Origin of the sequence: Nocardia grenadensis (assembly GCF_050942415.1) — a bacterium.
Lineage (GTDB): Bacteria > Actinomycetota > Actinomycetes > Mycobacteriales > Mycobacteriaceae > Nocardia > Nocardia grenadensis.
The window spans coordinates 3,243,557-3,257,988 of the sequence record NZ_CP192054.1; the positions used below are offsets into that span (position 1 = coordinate 3,243,557).

Genomic DNA, 14,432 nt, shown 5'->3' on the forward strand with positions numbered 1-14,432 from the left:
CGGCACCAGCGCTCCGGCGCCGGCGGTGCCCGTGCGACAGCGCGGTAACCGCCGGCGTCCTGCGCCGGTGCCCGGTAGCGATGGCCCAGTATGCCCAACGGTGAACGAGTGAACCGCTGGGACCGGAAATAAGTAGGAGGCGGTTATGGCTACCGACGCGTATCTGGAACAACAGAATTCGCTGGCCGATATCATTCGGCACGGCAGTCCGGAGTTCCATCAGCAGCTGCAGAAGATCCTGAGCAACCCGGACTACGACGTCACGGAGCAGCAGAGCCAGGAGCAGCGGCGTCTCAACGCCTACGACCAGTTGGGTGACCTCGTCAGGCAGATCGGCACCCGCGCCGTCGCCACCGACCTACCCAAACTGTTCGCCGTATTCGACCAGTGCGCGATATTGGCGACCGACCTCATCCCACTCATCTCCGGCCACTACAACCTGGCCTCGGGCAGCCTCGCCACCCTCACCGACTCCGACTCCGCCGCGCCCTACCTCCTCGACCTCGACGACGCCTCCAGCGTCGGAGTCATGCTGCTCACCGAATACGAATGCGGCTCCAACATCCAGTTCATGCGAACCACCGCCACCTGGGACGGTGACGGATTCGTGCTCAACACCCCCGACCCGAGGGCACGAAAATTCATGCCCAGCGTCGGAATCGAAGTAGCCCGGGTCTGCGTCATCGGCGCCCGGTTCATCGACGCCGCCGGCATCGACCAAGGCGTCCACCTGTTCACCGCACGCCTGCGCGGCGCCGACGGAGCCCCCGCCCCCGGAGTGAACATCACCCAACTCGACCACCAGCCGCTGGTCATCATGGACAACTCCGTCATCAGCTTCGACAACCTACGGATCGAACGCGACGCCTGGCTGAGCAACGACCTCGCCACCATCGACGACAACGGCGTACTCACCTGGCGCGACGAAACCAGCCGCAAACGCGCCTTCGCCTCCGCGATCAGCCAGCTCACCGTCGGACGCCTGGCGCTCTCCTCCTGCCTGAACGCCGAAGCCCGCGCCGCGCTCTACATCGCCCTGAACTACGCGAGCAGGCGAGTCGTTCCGATGACACCGACCGACAAGCCGTACATGCTCGACATCCCCCACGTCCGTGACACACTACTCACCGACCTGGCCGGCACCGTCGCCCGCACCCTCTACGGCAACGCCGTGAAAACCCAACTCGCGGGCAGCGACCTCACCGCCCGCGACACCGTCGTATCGGTCATGCTGGCCAAGGACTTCATCCAACGGCACGCACTCCAGACGGTCACCGACTGCCGCGTGAAAATGGCCGCCCAAGGCATGTTCAGCGCCAACCGGGTCGCCAGCTACCTCGGAGTCTGCCACGCCGCGATGACCGGCGAAGGCGACGTCTCCGTCATGGGATCGGTCGCCGGTCGCGTACTGGCCAAACAATTCGCCGGCACCCGGCCACCCGAACCCGTCCTCCACAACCCCGCCGACCCGGCGGACCGCGCACGCCTGTTCAGCGCCCGCACCCGCACCATCGCCCAGGAAGCACAACCACAACTGAGCACCCCGACCCTCGAAGCCCGCCTGGAAGTCATCCCGGACGCCCTGGAACTCGCGGAAGCCTACTGCGTCGAACAGGCCCTGCGCATACTCGACGAACACGCCGCCCATCCCGAGATCGCCGCCGTCCGTGACGTCTTCGCCCTCGACCAGATCGACAAGCACGCGTCCTGGTACCTCACCCACGGTCTCCTCGACGTCGCCGCCGTGAAAGCGGTCAAACAGCAACTCCGCAGCGGACTGCTCTACGAGGCCATCGACACCCTCGCCGACAACCTCCCCGCCCTGCTGGCCGCCTTCGAATTCGACGACGGAATGCTCGGCGCCCCGGTACTGGCCGACGACCTGGCCGCCGCCTGGGACTCGCGCTGCCACGACCGGCCCCGGCGCTGACCCTCCGCACACACACCCGGGCAGGGCACCTCAGGCGGGGCGCCCTGCCCGCGGCGTTCGTCGCACCCCGCACGACTCCACCGATGTGGCGAATGCGGCGGTGTCCGAAGCGCGTCGGCGCGGCCGTCGGTCGAATACGGGCGGTATCGACCGATACACCGACCCGCGAAATATGTTCGGATTACCCGCAATAAGCCACAAATCCGTTGGCGGAGAACAACATAACCACCTGGCCACCCTAGCCCGACCCACGCCTCGGTTAGTATTCCTCCGCAAACCGATATCAAGGAGATCTACGTGTATCCGCAGTACACCCGACAGGGTGCTGTCACCGGCTCACCGATCGCGGACGGTACTCGAACCCCGATCTACAGCATCGAGAACGGCCCCCGGGTCCCGATCTACAGCGAAGAGTTCGCCGCCGACCCCCATCGGGCCTACCGCCAGATGCGCGAAGCCTACGGAGCGCTCGTCCCGGTCGAAATCTGGCCCGGAGTACCCGCCACCCTCGTCATCAACTACGACACCGCCAAAGGCATACTCAGCGACGGCGACCGCTTTCCCGCCGACCCGAGTATCTGGCAGCGCGACCTTCCCGAGAACTGCCCCATCACGCCGATGGTCGAATACCGGCCCAACGCCATCCGCACCAGCGGTGAACAGCACCGGCGGCTCCGCAAAAACGTCGTCGAAGCACTGGAGCAGGGAATCGACCTGAACACGGTCCGCCCCATGGTGGAACGATCCGCCTTCCCGCTCATCAACACCTTCTGCGAAACCGGCCGCGCCGACGTACTGAACCAGTACGCCCTTCCGCTGGTCTTCTCGGTCCTGTGCCAGGTCCTCGGCTGTCCCGAGGACATCGGCCAGCGGGTCGCCGCAGCCAGCGCCCAAATGTTCGACAGCGTCGACACCGCACAGGTCAACGCGGCCTTCGGTCAGGCCCTGCTCGAACTCACGCTCCTCAAACGTGTACACCCCGGCGACGACGTCACCACCAAGATGATCCAGGACCCGGCCGGCCTGACCGACGAGGAAGTGGTCAGCCAGCTCGTCCTGCTGTTCGCCGCCGGAGTCGAGCCACCCGTCAACCTGATCGCCAACACCCTGGTACTGATGCTCACCGACGAGCGGTACACCAGCTACGGCGGCGACGGCCACCTGACCACGAAGACCGCACTGGAGGAGCGGCTTGCCACCGACCCCCCGATGGCGAACTACTGCATCACCTACCCCCGCCAGCCCATCTACGTCGAAGGCCAGTTCCTGCCGGCCAATCAACCGGTGATCATCAGTATGGCCGCCTGCAATACCGACCCCCAGAAGAACACCGGCGAATTCATCGACAACGGGTGGAACCTGGCATGGAGCACCGGCCCGCACGCCTGCCCCGCACACGCCCGGCCGTTCTCGCTTCTCCTCGCGCAGGAGATCATCGACCAACTTCTGGACGCCCTTCCGGAATTGCAGCTGGAAGTACCCCCGGAACGCCTCGTATGGCGGCCCGGCCCGTTCCACCGCGCATTGACAGCATTGCCGGTCGTATTTCCCCCTTCGCCACCGCTCAGCGCCTGAAAACAACAACCCCCGGCGAAATATTCGAAAAGCGCCACGAAGCGGTGAACAACATCGAGAACTGAAGGCTGGGACGCGGGCGGTGCGGCAACCGGAGACCACGGAGGTCACCCGGAAACATTGTGCCCGCCCGCCACCACAGCCGGCTCGAATCCTCCCCGAATCCACCACCGCCTATTCCAGGAACACCGGCAGACGATCGCGCCCATTGGCGATGAAACCGGGCACCGTGCCGAGTTCCTCGGGGGAGACGGCGAGCTTCATCCGCGGAAACCGCCGGAAGAGCGCCGGAAGGGCCACCAGCGCCTCCAGCCGCGCCAAAGGCGCACCCGGACACCGGTGGGCACCGTACCCGAACGCCATATGCTCCTTATTGCTCCGGGCCGGGTCGAACTCGTCCGCACTGTCGCCGTATACCGCGGGATCCCGGTCGGCACCGGCGGGGCAGGAAAGAATCGGATCACCCTCGGCGATCGCCACACCGCCGACGACGAGATCCCGCACCGCGTAACGCAGCGGAGCATGCGCGATGGACGGCTCGAATCGCAGCACCTCCTCGATCACATCCGCCCAGTCCACACTTCCGTCGAGTGCGGCGGCCAACTGCTCCGGATTGGTGAGCAGCAGGAAGATCGCCTGATCGATGAGGTCGACCGTGGTCTCGTGTCCGGCATTGATCGTCAAATAGAGCGTCCCGACGAGTTCCTCGACACCGAAATCCTTCGCGGGATCATCGGCGTGGGAAATCAGCGTGCTGGTCATATCGTCGGCAGGGTTCTCGCGCCGATACCCGACCAAGGCCCGCAGAAGCCCGATCATCTCCTCGTAGTTGGCAACAGCAGCCTCCTCGCCCAACGCGATATCGAAAATACCGTCCACACACGACCGCAGCGGCCCGATCAAATGCTCGGGGACTCCCATCAACTCGTTGATCACACGCAGCGGTAGGGGGTAGGCGAAACGCTCGCGGAGATCCACGGCGTCGCCGACCGGCACAACATCCAGGGCCGCCACCAGCTCATCGGCGATCGACCGGATCCGGGGCTCCAGCGCCGCGGTGCGCCTGTTGGTGACAGCCGGCGCCACGAGAAATTACGGAGCCGACGATGTTCGGATCCGTAGGCGGTGAACATCGAGCGCGTATTCACCCAATTCAGGAGCGGAAAGTCGTTACCGATCTCCCCATCCCGGAACGCCGGCCAATGCTGATACGGGTCCCTGGAAACCTCGGAACCGGACAGCACCGCCTTCAGGACGGGGGCCCGGAAACATCGACGAGAAAAGTCACGCTAAGCAGTTGCCGCAGACAGGGGCGTACTATACGCGATAGTTGTTCGGCTGTCCGGGCGCTATAGGTGTTGCGGGGCGGGGCGACCCGGGAAACTATCTGCGGTAGTGGGGTTCGGAGGCGGGAATGGGGCGGGCGCGGCTGTACCGCCGTGCGGCGGAGCTGTTCGAGAACCATACCGCGGGCTTTGATGATGGCTCGTATACGCAGGATCAGCTGCGGCATTCCCGGCTGACTCATGCTGCGGAGGACTGCGCGTCCACTCCGGTGCTGATGAAATTGTCGGGGCATACCTCGGTACGGAGTCTGGTCAAATACGCGCGGATCTCCGACGAGGGGGTACGCCGGTATCAGGCAGGCAGCGACCCTGCTGCGCAGCGGCCATGACCTGAGGCGGTGAGTGTCGTGCCAGGTGCCATCAGGTGGTGGGCGTCGTGAGTGGGGCGCCTCTGAGCGGTGCGGGACGAGATTTGCTCCAGCGCATGCGCGACGACATGGTCGAGGTACTCACTCACCGAGCCAGTCCCCACTTGCATCGCACACTGGGTGACCTGGCCGAAGAGGTCCGTGAGACACGAAGGATCAGCGACGCCGAACACGACGGCCGTGAACTGGTGGAAGCCGGCATGCGTCGACCGGATCCGCCGACAGCGCGCGAAGGTCGGGGCGGTGAAGGTGATCGGGTTCCCGATAATGTGGCGGCGTTGCTGGCCAGCGTGCAGGCGAGCGGGGTGGATCCTGGGACCGCGACTCGGGTCGAGCGTGCGGTGCTGGACAGATATCAGCAGCAAGTACAGGTGCGGGAGCGGAACTTGCGGCAAGAGTTCCTCAACAACAGATCCCGCGCCCTGCGCGACCGAGGCGAGTCCGCGGACGCGGCCAAAACCATCGCGAGAAACGAAGTCGACGATTATCTGCGCGGGGAACGCGCCCAGCAGCTGATCACCCGCGACGCCGCAGGGCGCACCACTGAATGGGCAGACAACATCGGACTCGCCCCCGTCCTCCGCGAGATCGCGACCTCACCACGAACAAGGCTGGAATCGGTCGATGACACACTGGCCCGGCTGGCACGTTCCGAAGGGAGCCCTTCGCTGCCCAAGGGCCTGAGACAGGCCCTCACCCGGCTGGAGAACAGCAACGCCGATCCCCGTGCCGTCGACCGGGCTACGAGATTGCTGCACGACCGCTACCACGAGTATCGGCAGCAACCCATGGCCAACACCTACCGTGAGACCCTGCTCGAGCGGCGGGCCGAGTTCACGCGCGACGGTTTTCCCACGCACGTCGCCGACCGCCTCGCTCAACGCGACACCGAAGCCTTCACCCAAACCCCGAAGGCACAAAGGATGATCGACAGCGTCGCGGCGAACAACACCAACCAGTGGTTCGAGAAGATGCGCGGCGCCGCCGACCGTGACGGCGTCGATATCGCCGACCGGCTCGCCGATATCCACCAGTACGAACATCAGCCGGTGCCCGAGCCCGAACTCCGCGCAGCCGCCGATCGTCTCGATGCCATGCAGTCCGACCTCGATACCACTCAACACCAGCTGAACACACTGCTGGAGAGGTCACCGGAACTGGCAGGCAAGGGTGCTGACCGCTGGCAGGAAGGAATCGACACCACCCGCGAAAGAATCTCGCGCCTCTCCGAGACGGTGCGCGCCGGAACCGCGGGAGGTGAAACCGTCACCCGGCGGGCGATCAACGACGCCGCTCTGCAGGGCCCCGAAGCCAATGTCCATGGATACGAAGGCGAAATACGGATGGCCGCGAAGCTCGACAACATCCACGATCTCGGCCCGCTGGTCGACGTGAGCACCCCCACCGGCACCCGGATGGCCAGTGAGGTCGATATCGTCACCGACCAGGGCCGCACCTGGCATGAAGTGAAAACCAATGATCCCGACGCTCAGCGATCGAGCCAGAAGGATCTCGAAGCGCAAGCCCGCAAACAGCTCGCCATCTCCCACATGAACCGCGAGTACTGGGTCGACGGCAAGCCGCCGGAGCTGAAGATGCACTTCATGAACGGCGTGAACCCCACGGTGAAGTCCCGTATCGAGGCCATCCGCATCGAAGACGAGAACGGGCATACTCTCGACAACCATCGTGTCGAGGTCATCGACGAATCCTGAACAGGAAACTCACTCGCTGTCAGGGGCTTCCGGATCGCGTAGTGGACGGTGCGCTCCGCCGAGACCGGGCAGATGGAAACTGTAGTGCCCATCGATTCCGATACGACTGCGCACGGACGGTGACAACCGGGCCACATCCGCATCGTCGAGCGGGTAGTCCTGGACGTGGAGCTCGGCCAGTGCCCGGTCCATGCAGACGGTGTTCCACAGCACCACACAGTTCAGCACCAGGCCGAGTGCGGAGAGCTGGTCTTCCATGCCCTCGTAATAGACCGGGGTCATTTCGCCTTTGCGGCCGTGACTGCCGCAGCACGTCTACGCGAGGCTCGCCGAGGATCCTGTCCCGTCGGTCCGCGCGCAGCTCGCGGACAACCCCGCCATCGACGAAGGCGCGATCCGTGTCTTGGCCTTCGACCGTGGCCACGATGTCCAGCGCCGCCTGGCCTACCATCCGCGCCTGCCACTCGATGTCCTCTCCCGCCTTGCCGAGGCCACCCGGATCGCCCCGACTCTGCTACCGCGTATCAGCTCGGCCTCGACGGCCGAGGCCGAGGAACTGGCCGCGTCACCGAACCCGGCCCTGCGGATGCTCATCGCCCAGCGACGCGATCTGCCGGCCGGGATGCGTAATGCGCTCGCCCGTGACCCGGATGCGAAGGTGCTCGAGTCCATCGCGCCGCACCCAGGCCTGTCCGAAGCCCAGTTGCGTGCGATGGTCGCGCTGCACGGTGTCCGGGTGATAGCGAAAGTCGCAGCAAATCCTGACGCCACGTCGTCCCTGCTGGAGGACCTGGTAGAACATCGGCCGCCGGTGCAAAAGGCGTTCCGGGAGATCGCCCGCCACCCCAACGCGACGGCCGTGGCTCTGCTCGCGTGCCTCACCGATCGCCAGGCCAGACCATGGGCCGCCGGCCACCGTGCCCTGCCGCCCTCGATCATCGTTGAACTGCTCGACGACGAAGACCCGCAGGTACTGGAAGCAGCGGCAGCCAATCCGGCCTTGCCGCATGCCGAGATGACCAGGCTCGTGCCCTGAGCGAAGCAGGTCGGACAACACCTCGTTCGCGCGACGCGATCCGCGGCCTCGCCCCAACCCACCGCCTTGTCCGAGCCGGGCGGCTACTCATCGTTTGCGCCCTACCCCCGACATGCGGCAAACCGGGGGAGACCGGCGAGTGGGTGATCATCCATCGGTGCTCCGCATGTAGCGCGATGGGCGCCAACCGCTCGGCAGGCGACGACAACCCCCTCGCGCTCGTCCGCATCGCGGTGCGGCCGGTGGTTGTAGGGGATCTCGCAGCAGGGTGAGGTGAGCGAAGACCTCCGCGGACGATGTGGATCGAGAGACCCATTCACCTCGGTCCGCGAAGGTCTTCATACCTCGGCGAGATAGCGCAGCATCACCGCGGTGTTGAATTGCCTCGTCTCGGCCAATCGGAGCCGGAGGCGCTCGGGGAGTGCGGGGAACATCGGTGTGCCGCCACCGAGCGCCACGGGCGACAGGAACAGCTGATACTCATCGATCAGCCCGTGCGGCATCAGCGAGGCCGCAAGACTCGCGCCCCCGACCTCCATGATGCCCTCACCGCCCGCCTTGAGCCTGCGGACCTCCTCGACCGCGTTCTCGCCGACCAGCGTGCTGTTCCAGTGCACCTCGGTGAGCGTCCGAGAGAAGACGACTTTCGGCTTCTCCGTCCACAGCGTGGCGAACTCGCGCTCGATAGGCGACGCGTCCTCGGGCACCCGCGGCCAGTGCTCGGCCATCAGCTCGTACAGTCGACGGCCGTGCAGCGAGACCTCGACCTCGCGGAAGCGGTCGTTGTGGAACTGGTGCAACTCCTCGTCCGGGTCGGTCCAGTCGATACTGCCGGCGCGGTCGTTGATATAGCCGTCCACAGACACGCTGAACCCGTAGATCAGTTTCCTCATAACCGGGTAGACCCGCTACGCACTCGGAACTCATCGGTGCGCACCGCATCTTCTGTTCCCACCCCGGGCCGGGCCGGTCGGCCGGTTTCCCGAAGTTGGTCGCTGATCTTCTCGACGGGCACGCGAGGGGACGACGACGAGGGAAGGGGAGCCTGCGCCGTCATCTAGTTGACATAATGTAGATTATCGGCGTTATTGGGCGGGCAGACCCAGCGGTGTAGCGGCGCCCTACCGCTGAGGTTTGCGTGTGCGGATGCGCGCCGCCTTGTCGTCGACCGCAGGAGCCGAGCTCGGGAGAGTGTTCACCACATATGCGATGGCGGGTATTTTCTTCTGTCGGCCTTGCCATTTTGCCTCCCGCGGCTTTGTGATCCCCCAGTTTGCAATTCGTCACATGACGTAATGTGACGCAGGGAGGCCCGCGCGTGTCCGGTTTCAGGACAGCCCGACAGGTGCCGAGCAAGGGCCGGTGGGCCGCCACCTACAAAGTGAGCGTTGACGGCACCGTCGTAACTTGTAGGTGCACACAGCTCGCTGGCCGCACTACATTTGCGTTCGCGGCCCGATCTGCCGACGATCTCCGGGCTGCTTCGATTTTCGACCGAATCCATTGGCGCGACAACAGAACCGGCCCCCTCCCCTCGCATGCATCGAATGCGATGCCTACAGTCCATACTCCTTATGCATGAAGCCTCTTCCGTTGTTCTTTTTGCGATTGGCCGATCACCTGGAGTGCAACGAGAAGAAGTATCTCATTAGCAGATGCGCATATCGCCGTACTGATATGATTTAACTCTATGCCTGCTCTATATGGATGAAGCCGGGTTCACGGTTTCACTGATGTGATATGGCGGAGCGCGTACCGACCGCTAACCCGCTCCTGCTTTCCCTCCCGCCGCAAGCGACACTCCCCTCCCCCTGTCCCGCGGCCACCGAAAACACAGCCGGCCACGTACCGGGCACGGTCGCAGACGGGCGTTAGGCTCGGGACGGACTGAGCTCGTGTCAGCGACGACCTCCCGGAGGCGAGCTATGCGCAGACGTCGGCTGGTAGTTCTCTGTGTCTCCGTGGTGACCGCCGCGGGACTGGCACCGGGGTGCGGGGACCGGGAACCGACCCCGGTCCCCGGGGCGGCCGCGCCCTCGACCTCACCGTCGGATCCGCGACCCGAGCAGGCGGCCGGGGTCGCCATACCGGGCGGCCGGGTCGACCATATTCTGGGCACGCTCGAGTATCGCGCCGAGGAGTTGATGCGCGACACCGATATTCCGGGTATGGCGGTCGCCGTCGTCTATGACGGTGAGGTGGTGTTTCAGAAGGGTTTCGGGGTACGGGACGTCGACGGTCGGCAGCCGGTGAACCCGGGGACGGTGTTCCAGTTGGCGTCGCTGTCCAAACCGGTGGGGGCCACAGTGATCGCGCGACAGGTGCAGGAAGGGGTGGCGACGTGGGATACGCCGATCCGTGAACCGGCACCGTGGTTCGCTTTGAAGGACCCGTACGTGAGCGACCATGTGACCATCGGCGACCTGTACGCGCATCGTTCGGGGTTGCCCGAGCACGCCGGGGACAAGCTGGAGGATCTGGGGTTCGATCGGACCGCCGTTCTCCAGCGATTACGGATGCTGCCGTTGGCGCCGTTCCGCGATTCGTACGCGTACACGAATTTCGGTCTCACCGCGGCGGCGATCGCGATCGCGGATGCGTCGAAGCAGCGCTGGTCGGCGTTATCGGAACAGGCTATCTATCGTCCGCTGGGTATGTCCTCGACCAGTTCCCGGTACGCCGATTTCGTCGCGGCGGGCGACCGCGCATCCGGGCATGTGCTGGTGGACGGAAAGTACCGTCCGGCGCAGCCGGGACGACAGCCGGACGCCCTGTCCCCCGCCGGAGGTGTCAGTTCGTCGGTGACGGATATGGCGCAGTGGATGATGATGGTGCTGGCGAACGGGAAGCACGGCGGTGCGCAGGTGGTGGCGCCCGAGGCGCTGCTGCCCGCGCTGACACCGCAGTCCGTGTCGGCGCCGCCGGCCGAGGCGGACGCCCGGGCGGGGCAGTACGGGTTCGGTTTCAATGTGGGTAACTCGCCGGCGGGCCGGGTGGTGCTGAGTCATTCGGGAGCGTTCGACCAGGGTGCGGCGACCGCGATGACGATGATTCCGTCGGCGAATGTGGGGATCGTGACGCTGACCAATGCCGCACCGATCGGGGTGCCGGAGACATTGAACGCCGAGTTCGCCGATCTGGTGCAGTTCGGGGAGGTGCGGCAGAACTGGTGGGAGCTGTATTCGAAGGCGTTCGAGCAGTTGAATGCGCCGGTCGGTGAGCTGGTCGGGGCCCCACCACCGCCGAATCCGGCGCCCGCACGACCGCTGGAGGATTACGCGGGTGAGTACGGCAACGACTATTTCGGTCCGGCGTCGGTCGCGGTGGACGGTGACGCACTGCTGTTGATGATGGGGCCGCGCCACGTCGCGATGCCATTGCGGCATCGCGACGGTGACACGTTCGTCTTCTCCCCGGTGGGTGAGAGCGCGAATCCGGGCAGTGTTTCGCAGGCCCGGTTCGACGGGGATCGGTTGTGGCTGGAGTTCTACGACTCCGACGGGTGCGGTACGTTCGTGCGCTGATCTCGGCGTCAGGCGCGGACGTAGGCGGCGAGGTGTTCGCCGGTGAGGGTGGAGCGGGCGGCGACCAGGTCGGCGGGGGTGCCTTCGAAGACGATGCGGCCGCCGTCGTGTCCGGCACCGGGGCCGAGGTCGATGATCCAGTCGGCGTGCGCCATCACGGCTTGGTGGTGTTCGATGACGATCACCGATTTTCCGGAGTCGACGAGCCGGTCGAGGAGTCCGAGCAGTTGTTCGACATCGGCGAGATGCAGGCCGGTGGTGGGTTCGTCGAGGATGTAGATCCCGCCTTTCTCGGCCATCTGGGTGGCGAGTTTGATGCGCTGCCGTTCACCACCGGAGAGGGTGGTGAGTTGCTGGCCGAGGCGCAGGTAGCCGAGCCCGACGTCGCCGAGCCGGTCGAGGATCTTGTGGGCGGCGGGGATGCGGGCGTCGCCGGAGCCGAAGAACTCTTCGGCTTCGGCCACCGACATGTCGAGCACTTCGGCGATATTGCGGCCGCCGAGGGTGTATTCGAGTACCGCGGCCTGGAAGCGTTTGCCTTCGCATTCCTCGCAGGTGGATTCGACGGTGGCCATGACGCCGAGGTCGGTGTAGATCACACCGGCACCGTTGCAGGTGGGGCAGGCGCCTTCGGAGTTGGAGCTGAACAGGGCGGGTTTGACGCTGTTGGCTTTGGCGAAGGCTTTGCGGATGGGGTCGAGGAGGCCGGTGTAGGTGGCGGGGTTGCTGCGGCGGGAGCCGCGGATGGCGCCTTGGTCGATGGTGACGACGCCGTCGCGTCCGGAGACCGAGCCGGTGATGAGTGAGCTCTTGCCGGAGCCGGCGACGCCGGTGACGACGACGAGGGCGCCGAGCGGTATGTCGACGTCGATATCGCGCAGGTTGTGGGAGTCGGCACCGCGGACTTCGAGGGCGCCCGACGGGGTGCGCACGGATTTCTTGAGGGCGGCGCGGTCGTCGAGGTGGCGTCCGGTGAGGGTGTCGCTGGCGCGGAGGCCGTCGACGGTGCCTTCGAAGACGATCCGGCCGCCGTCGCTGCCGGCGCGGGGGCCGATATCGACGATGTGGTCGGCGATTTCGATGGCTTCGGGTTTGTGTTCGACGACGAGGACGGTGTTGCCCTTGTCGCGGAGCTGGCGCAGGAGGTCGTTCATCCGCTGGATATCGTGCGGGTGCAGGCCGATGGTGGGTTCGTCGAAGACGTAGGTGACATCGGTGAGCGAGGAGCCGAGGTGGCGGATCATCTTGGTGCGTTGGGCCTCTCCCCCGGACAGGGTGCCGGAGGGGCGTTCCAGGGAGAGGTAGCCGAGCCCGATATCGGTGAACGAGTCGAGCAGGTGTTGCAGGCCTTTGAGGAGTGGGGCGACCGCGGGTTCGTCGAGTTCGCGGACCCAGTCGGCGAGATCGCTGATCTGCATGGCGCACAGGTCGGCGATGTTCTTGCCGTTGATCTTGGAGGCGAGGGCTTCCTTGGTGAGGCGGGTGCCGCCGCATTCGGGGCAGGTGGTGAAGGTGACGGCGCGTTCGACGAAGGCCCGGATATGGGGTTGCATGGCGTCGACGTCCTTGGACAGGAACGATTTCTGGATGCGCGGGATGAGGCCTTCGTAGGTGACGTTGATGCCTTCGACCTTGATTCTGGTGGGTTCTTTGTAGAGCAGGTCGTGCAGTTGTTTTTTGGTGAACTTCTTGATGGGCTTGTCGGGGTCGAAGTAGCCGCAGCCGCGGAAGATACGGCCGTACCAGCCGTCCATGCTGTAGCCGGGGATGGTGAGGGCGCCCTCGTTGAGGGAGAGGCTGTCGTCATAGAGGGCGGTGAGGTCGAAGTCGGTGACCGAGCCCATGCCTTCGCAGCGGGGGCACATGCCGCCGAGGCGGCTGAAGGTGGCTTTCTCGGCGACCGTTTTGCTGCCGCGTTGGACGGTGATGGCGCCGCTGGCGGTCACCGACGGCATATTGAAGGAGTAGGCGTTGGGTGAGCCGATATGGGGGTCGCCGAGCCGGCTGAACAGGATGCGCAGCATGGCGTTGGCGTCGGTGGCGGTGCCGACGGTGGAGCGGGGGTTGGAGCCCATGCGTTCCTGGTCGACGATGATGGCGGTGGTGAGGCCTTCGAGTAGGTCGACGTCGGGGCGCGACAGGGTGGGCATGAAACCTTGGACGAAGGCGCTGTAGGTTTCGTTGATCATCCGCTGGGATTCGGCGGCGATGGTGGCGAAGACCAGGGAGCTCTTGCCGGAGCCGGAGACGCCGGTGAATACGGTGAGCCGCCGTTTCGGGATCTCCAGGCTGACGTCTTTGAGGTTGTTGACGCGTGCGCCCTGGACCCGGATGAGGTCGTGGCTGTCGGCGGCGTGTGTCGCGGACGCCCGCGTACCGGTCTTCGTGGCGGTGGTCATCTGTCTCCCTCTGCGGTGGTCGCGGTCGTCGACATCGGCCTGTTCGGTTCCTGGCGGTCGAGTGTTACCGGCCGGCCCGTCCGATGGGCGGGCCGGTGTGCGTGGCGGGTCGGTGGGTGGGACTCCGGTCAGCGCAGTTGCTGGATGCGGATCATATTGCCCGCGGGGTCGCGGACAGCGCAGTCGCGGATGCCGTAGGGCTGATCGGTGGGTTCCTGGACCACTTCCACGTCACCGGCCTGGAGCCGTTCGAAGGTGCCGTCGAGGTCTTCGGTGGCGAGGTTGATTCCGGCGTAGGTGCCCTTGGCCATCATTTCGGTGATGGTGGTGCGTTCGGCGTCGGTGATGCCGGGGTCGGCGGCCGGCGGGTGCAGGACGATGGAGGTTCCGGGCTGGCCGGCGGGGCCGACGGTGATCCAGCGCAGGCCGTTGTAGCCGACGTCGTTGCGGATTTCGAAGCCGAGGGTGTCGCGGTAGAACCCGATGGCGGCTTCGGGATCGTCCTGGGGTAGGTAGCTGGCGTGAATGGTGATGTCCAT

10 protein-coding genes and 1 pseudogene are annotated in these 14,432 nt (G+C 65.5%); 6 read left to right on the forward strand and 5 right to left on the reverse strand.

What is annotated here, in order from left to right:
• The first annotated feature begins 145 nt into the window (after positions 1-145).
• Both ACQPYS_RS14815 and ACQPYS_RS14820 read left to right on the forward strand, forming a co-directional pair.
• Positions 146-1,930 (forward strand): acyl-CoA dehydrogenase family protein, encoded by a 1,785-nt coding sequence (locus ACQPYS_RS14815; protein ID WP_433489879.1) that lies wholly within the window; start codon positions 146-148, stop codon positions 1,928-1,930.
• 297 nt (positions 1,931-2,227) lie between these two features.
• Positions 2,228-3,505: a cytochrome P450 gene (locus ACQPYS_RS14820; protein WP_245664405.1), complete on the forward strand. Its 1,278-nt coding sequence runs from the start codon at positions 2,228-2,230 to the stop codon at positions 3,503-3,505.
• Between the two features lie 174 nt (positions 3,506-3,679).
• On the opposite strand, the gene ACQPYS_RS14825 is transcribed toward ACQPYS_RS14820, so the two are convergent.
• On the reverse strand, positions 3,680-4,591 hold the full coding sequence (locus ACQPYS_RS14825; RefSeq protein WP_433489880.1) for a cytochrome P450: 912 nt from the start codon (positions 4,589-4,591) through the stop codon (positions 3,680-3,682).
• 732 nt (positions 4,592-5,323) lie between these two features.
• Here ACQPYS_RS14825 and ACQPYS_RS14830 point away from each other — a divergent pair.
• A complete protein-coding gene (locus tag ACQPYS_RS14830) occupies positions 5,324-6,934 on the forward strand; it encodes a hypothetical protein (RefSeq protein ID WP_433489881.1) in 1,611 nt (536 codons plus the stop codon).
• Between the two features lie 9 nt (positions 6,935-6,943).
• On the opposite strand, the pseudogene ACQPYS_RS14835 reads toward ACQPYS_RS14830, so the two are convergent.
• Positions 6,944-7,222, reverse strand: a pseudogene (locus tag ACQPYS_RS14835) (Tn3 family transposase); the annotation flags it as partial.
• 115 nt (positions 7,223-7,337) lie between these two features.
• On the opposite strand from ACQPYS_RS14835, the gene ACQPYS_RS14840 reads away from it, so the two are divergent.
• Complete coding sequence (locus tag ACQPYS_RS14840; protein WP_431938139.1) at positions 7,338-7,970, forward strand: hypothetical protein; 633 nt, start codon at positions 7,338-7,340, stop codon at positions 7,968-7,970.
• Between the two features lie 89 nt (positions 7,971-8,059).
• On the forward strand, positions 8,060-8,242 hold the full coding sequence (locus ACQPYS_RS14845; protein WP_084480304.1) for an RNHCP domain-containing protein: 183 nt from the start codon (positions 8,060-8,062) through the stop codon (positions 8,240-8,242).
• Between the two features lie 66 nt (positions 8,243-8,308).
• Here the strand turns inward: ACQPYS_RS14845 and ACQPYS_RS14850 are convergent, their stop codons facing one another.
• Positions 8,309-8,863 (reverse strand): dihydrofolate reductase family protein, encoded by a 555-nt coding sequence (locus ACQPYS_RS14850; RefSeq protein ID WP_433489882.1) that lies wholly within the window; start codon positions 8,861-8,863, stop codon positions 8,309-8,311.
• Between the two features lie 1,032 nt (positions 8,864-9,895).
• Between ACQPYS_RS14850 and ACQPYS_RS14855 the strand changes: the two genes are divergently transcribed.
• Positions 9,896-11,494, forward strand: a complete 1,599-nt coding sequence (locus ACQPYS_RS14855; protein WP_431938137.1) for a serine hydrolase — start codon at positions 9,896-9,898, stop codon at positions 11,492-11,494.
• A gap of 8 nt (positions 11,495-11,502) precedes the next feature.
• Here ACQPYS_RS14855 and ACQPYS_RS14860 read toward each other — a convergent pair whose 3' ends face one another.
• Positions 11,503-13,893 (reverse strand): ATP-binding cassette domain-containing protein, encoded by a 2,391-nt coding sequence (locus tag ACQPYS_RS14860; RefSeq protein ID WP_431938136.1) that lies wholly within the window; start codon positions 13,891-13,893, stop codon positions 11,503-11,505.
• Between the two features lie 128 nt (positions 13,894-14,021).
• Complete coding sequence (locus ACQPYS_RS14865) at positions 14,022-14,432, reverse strand: VOC family protein (RefSeq protein WP_063034925.1); 411 nt, start codon at positions 14,430-14,432, stop codon at positions 14,022-14,024.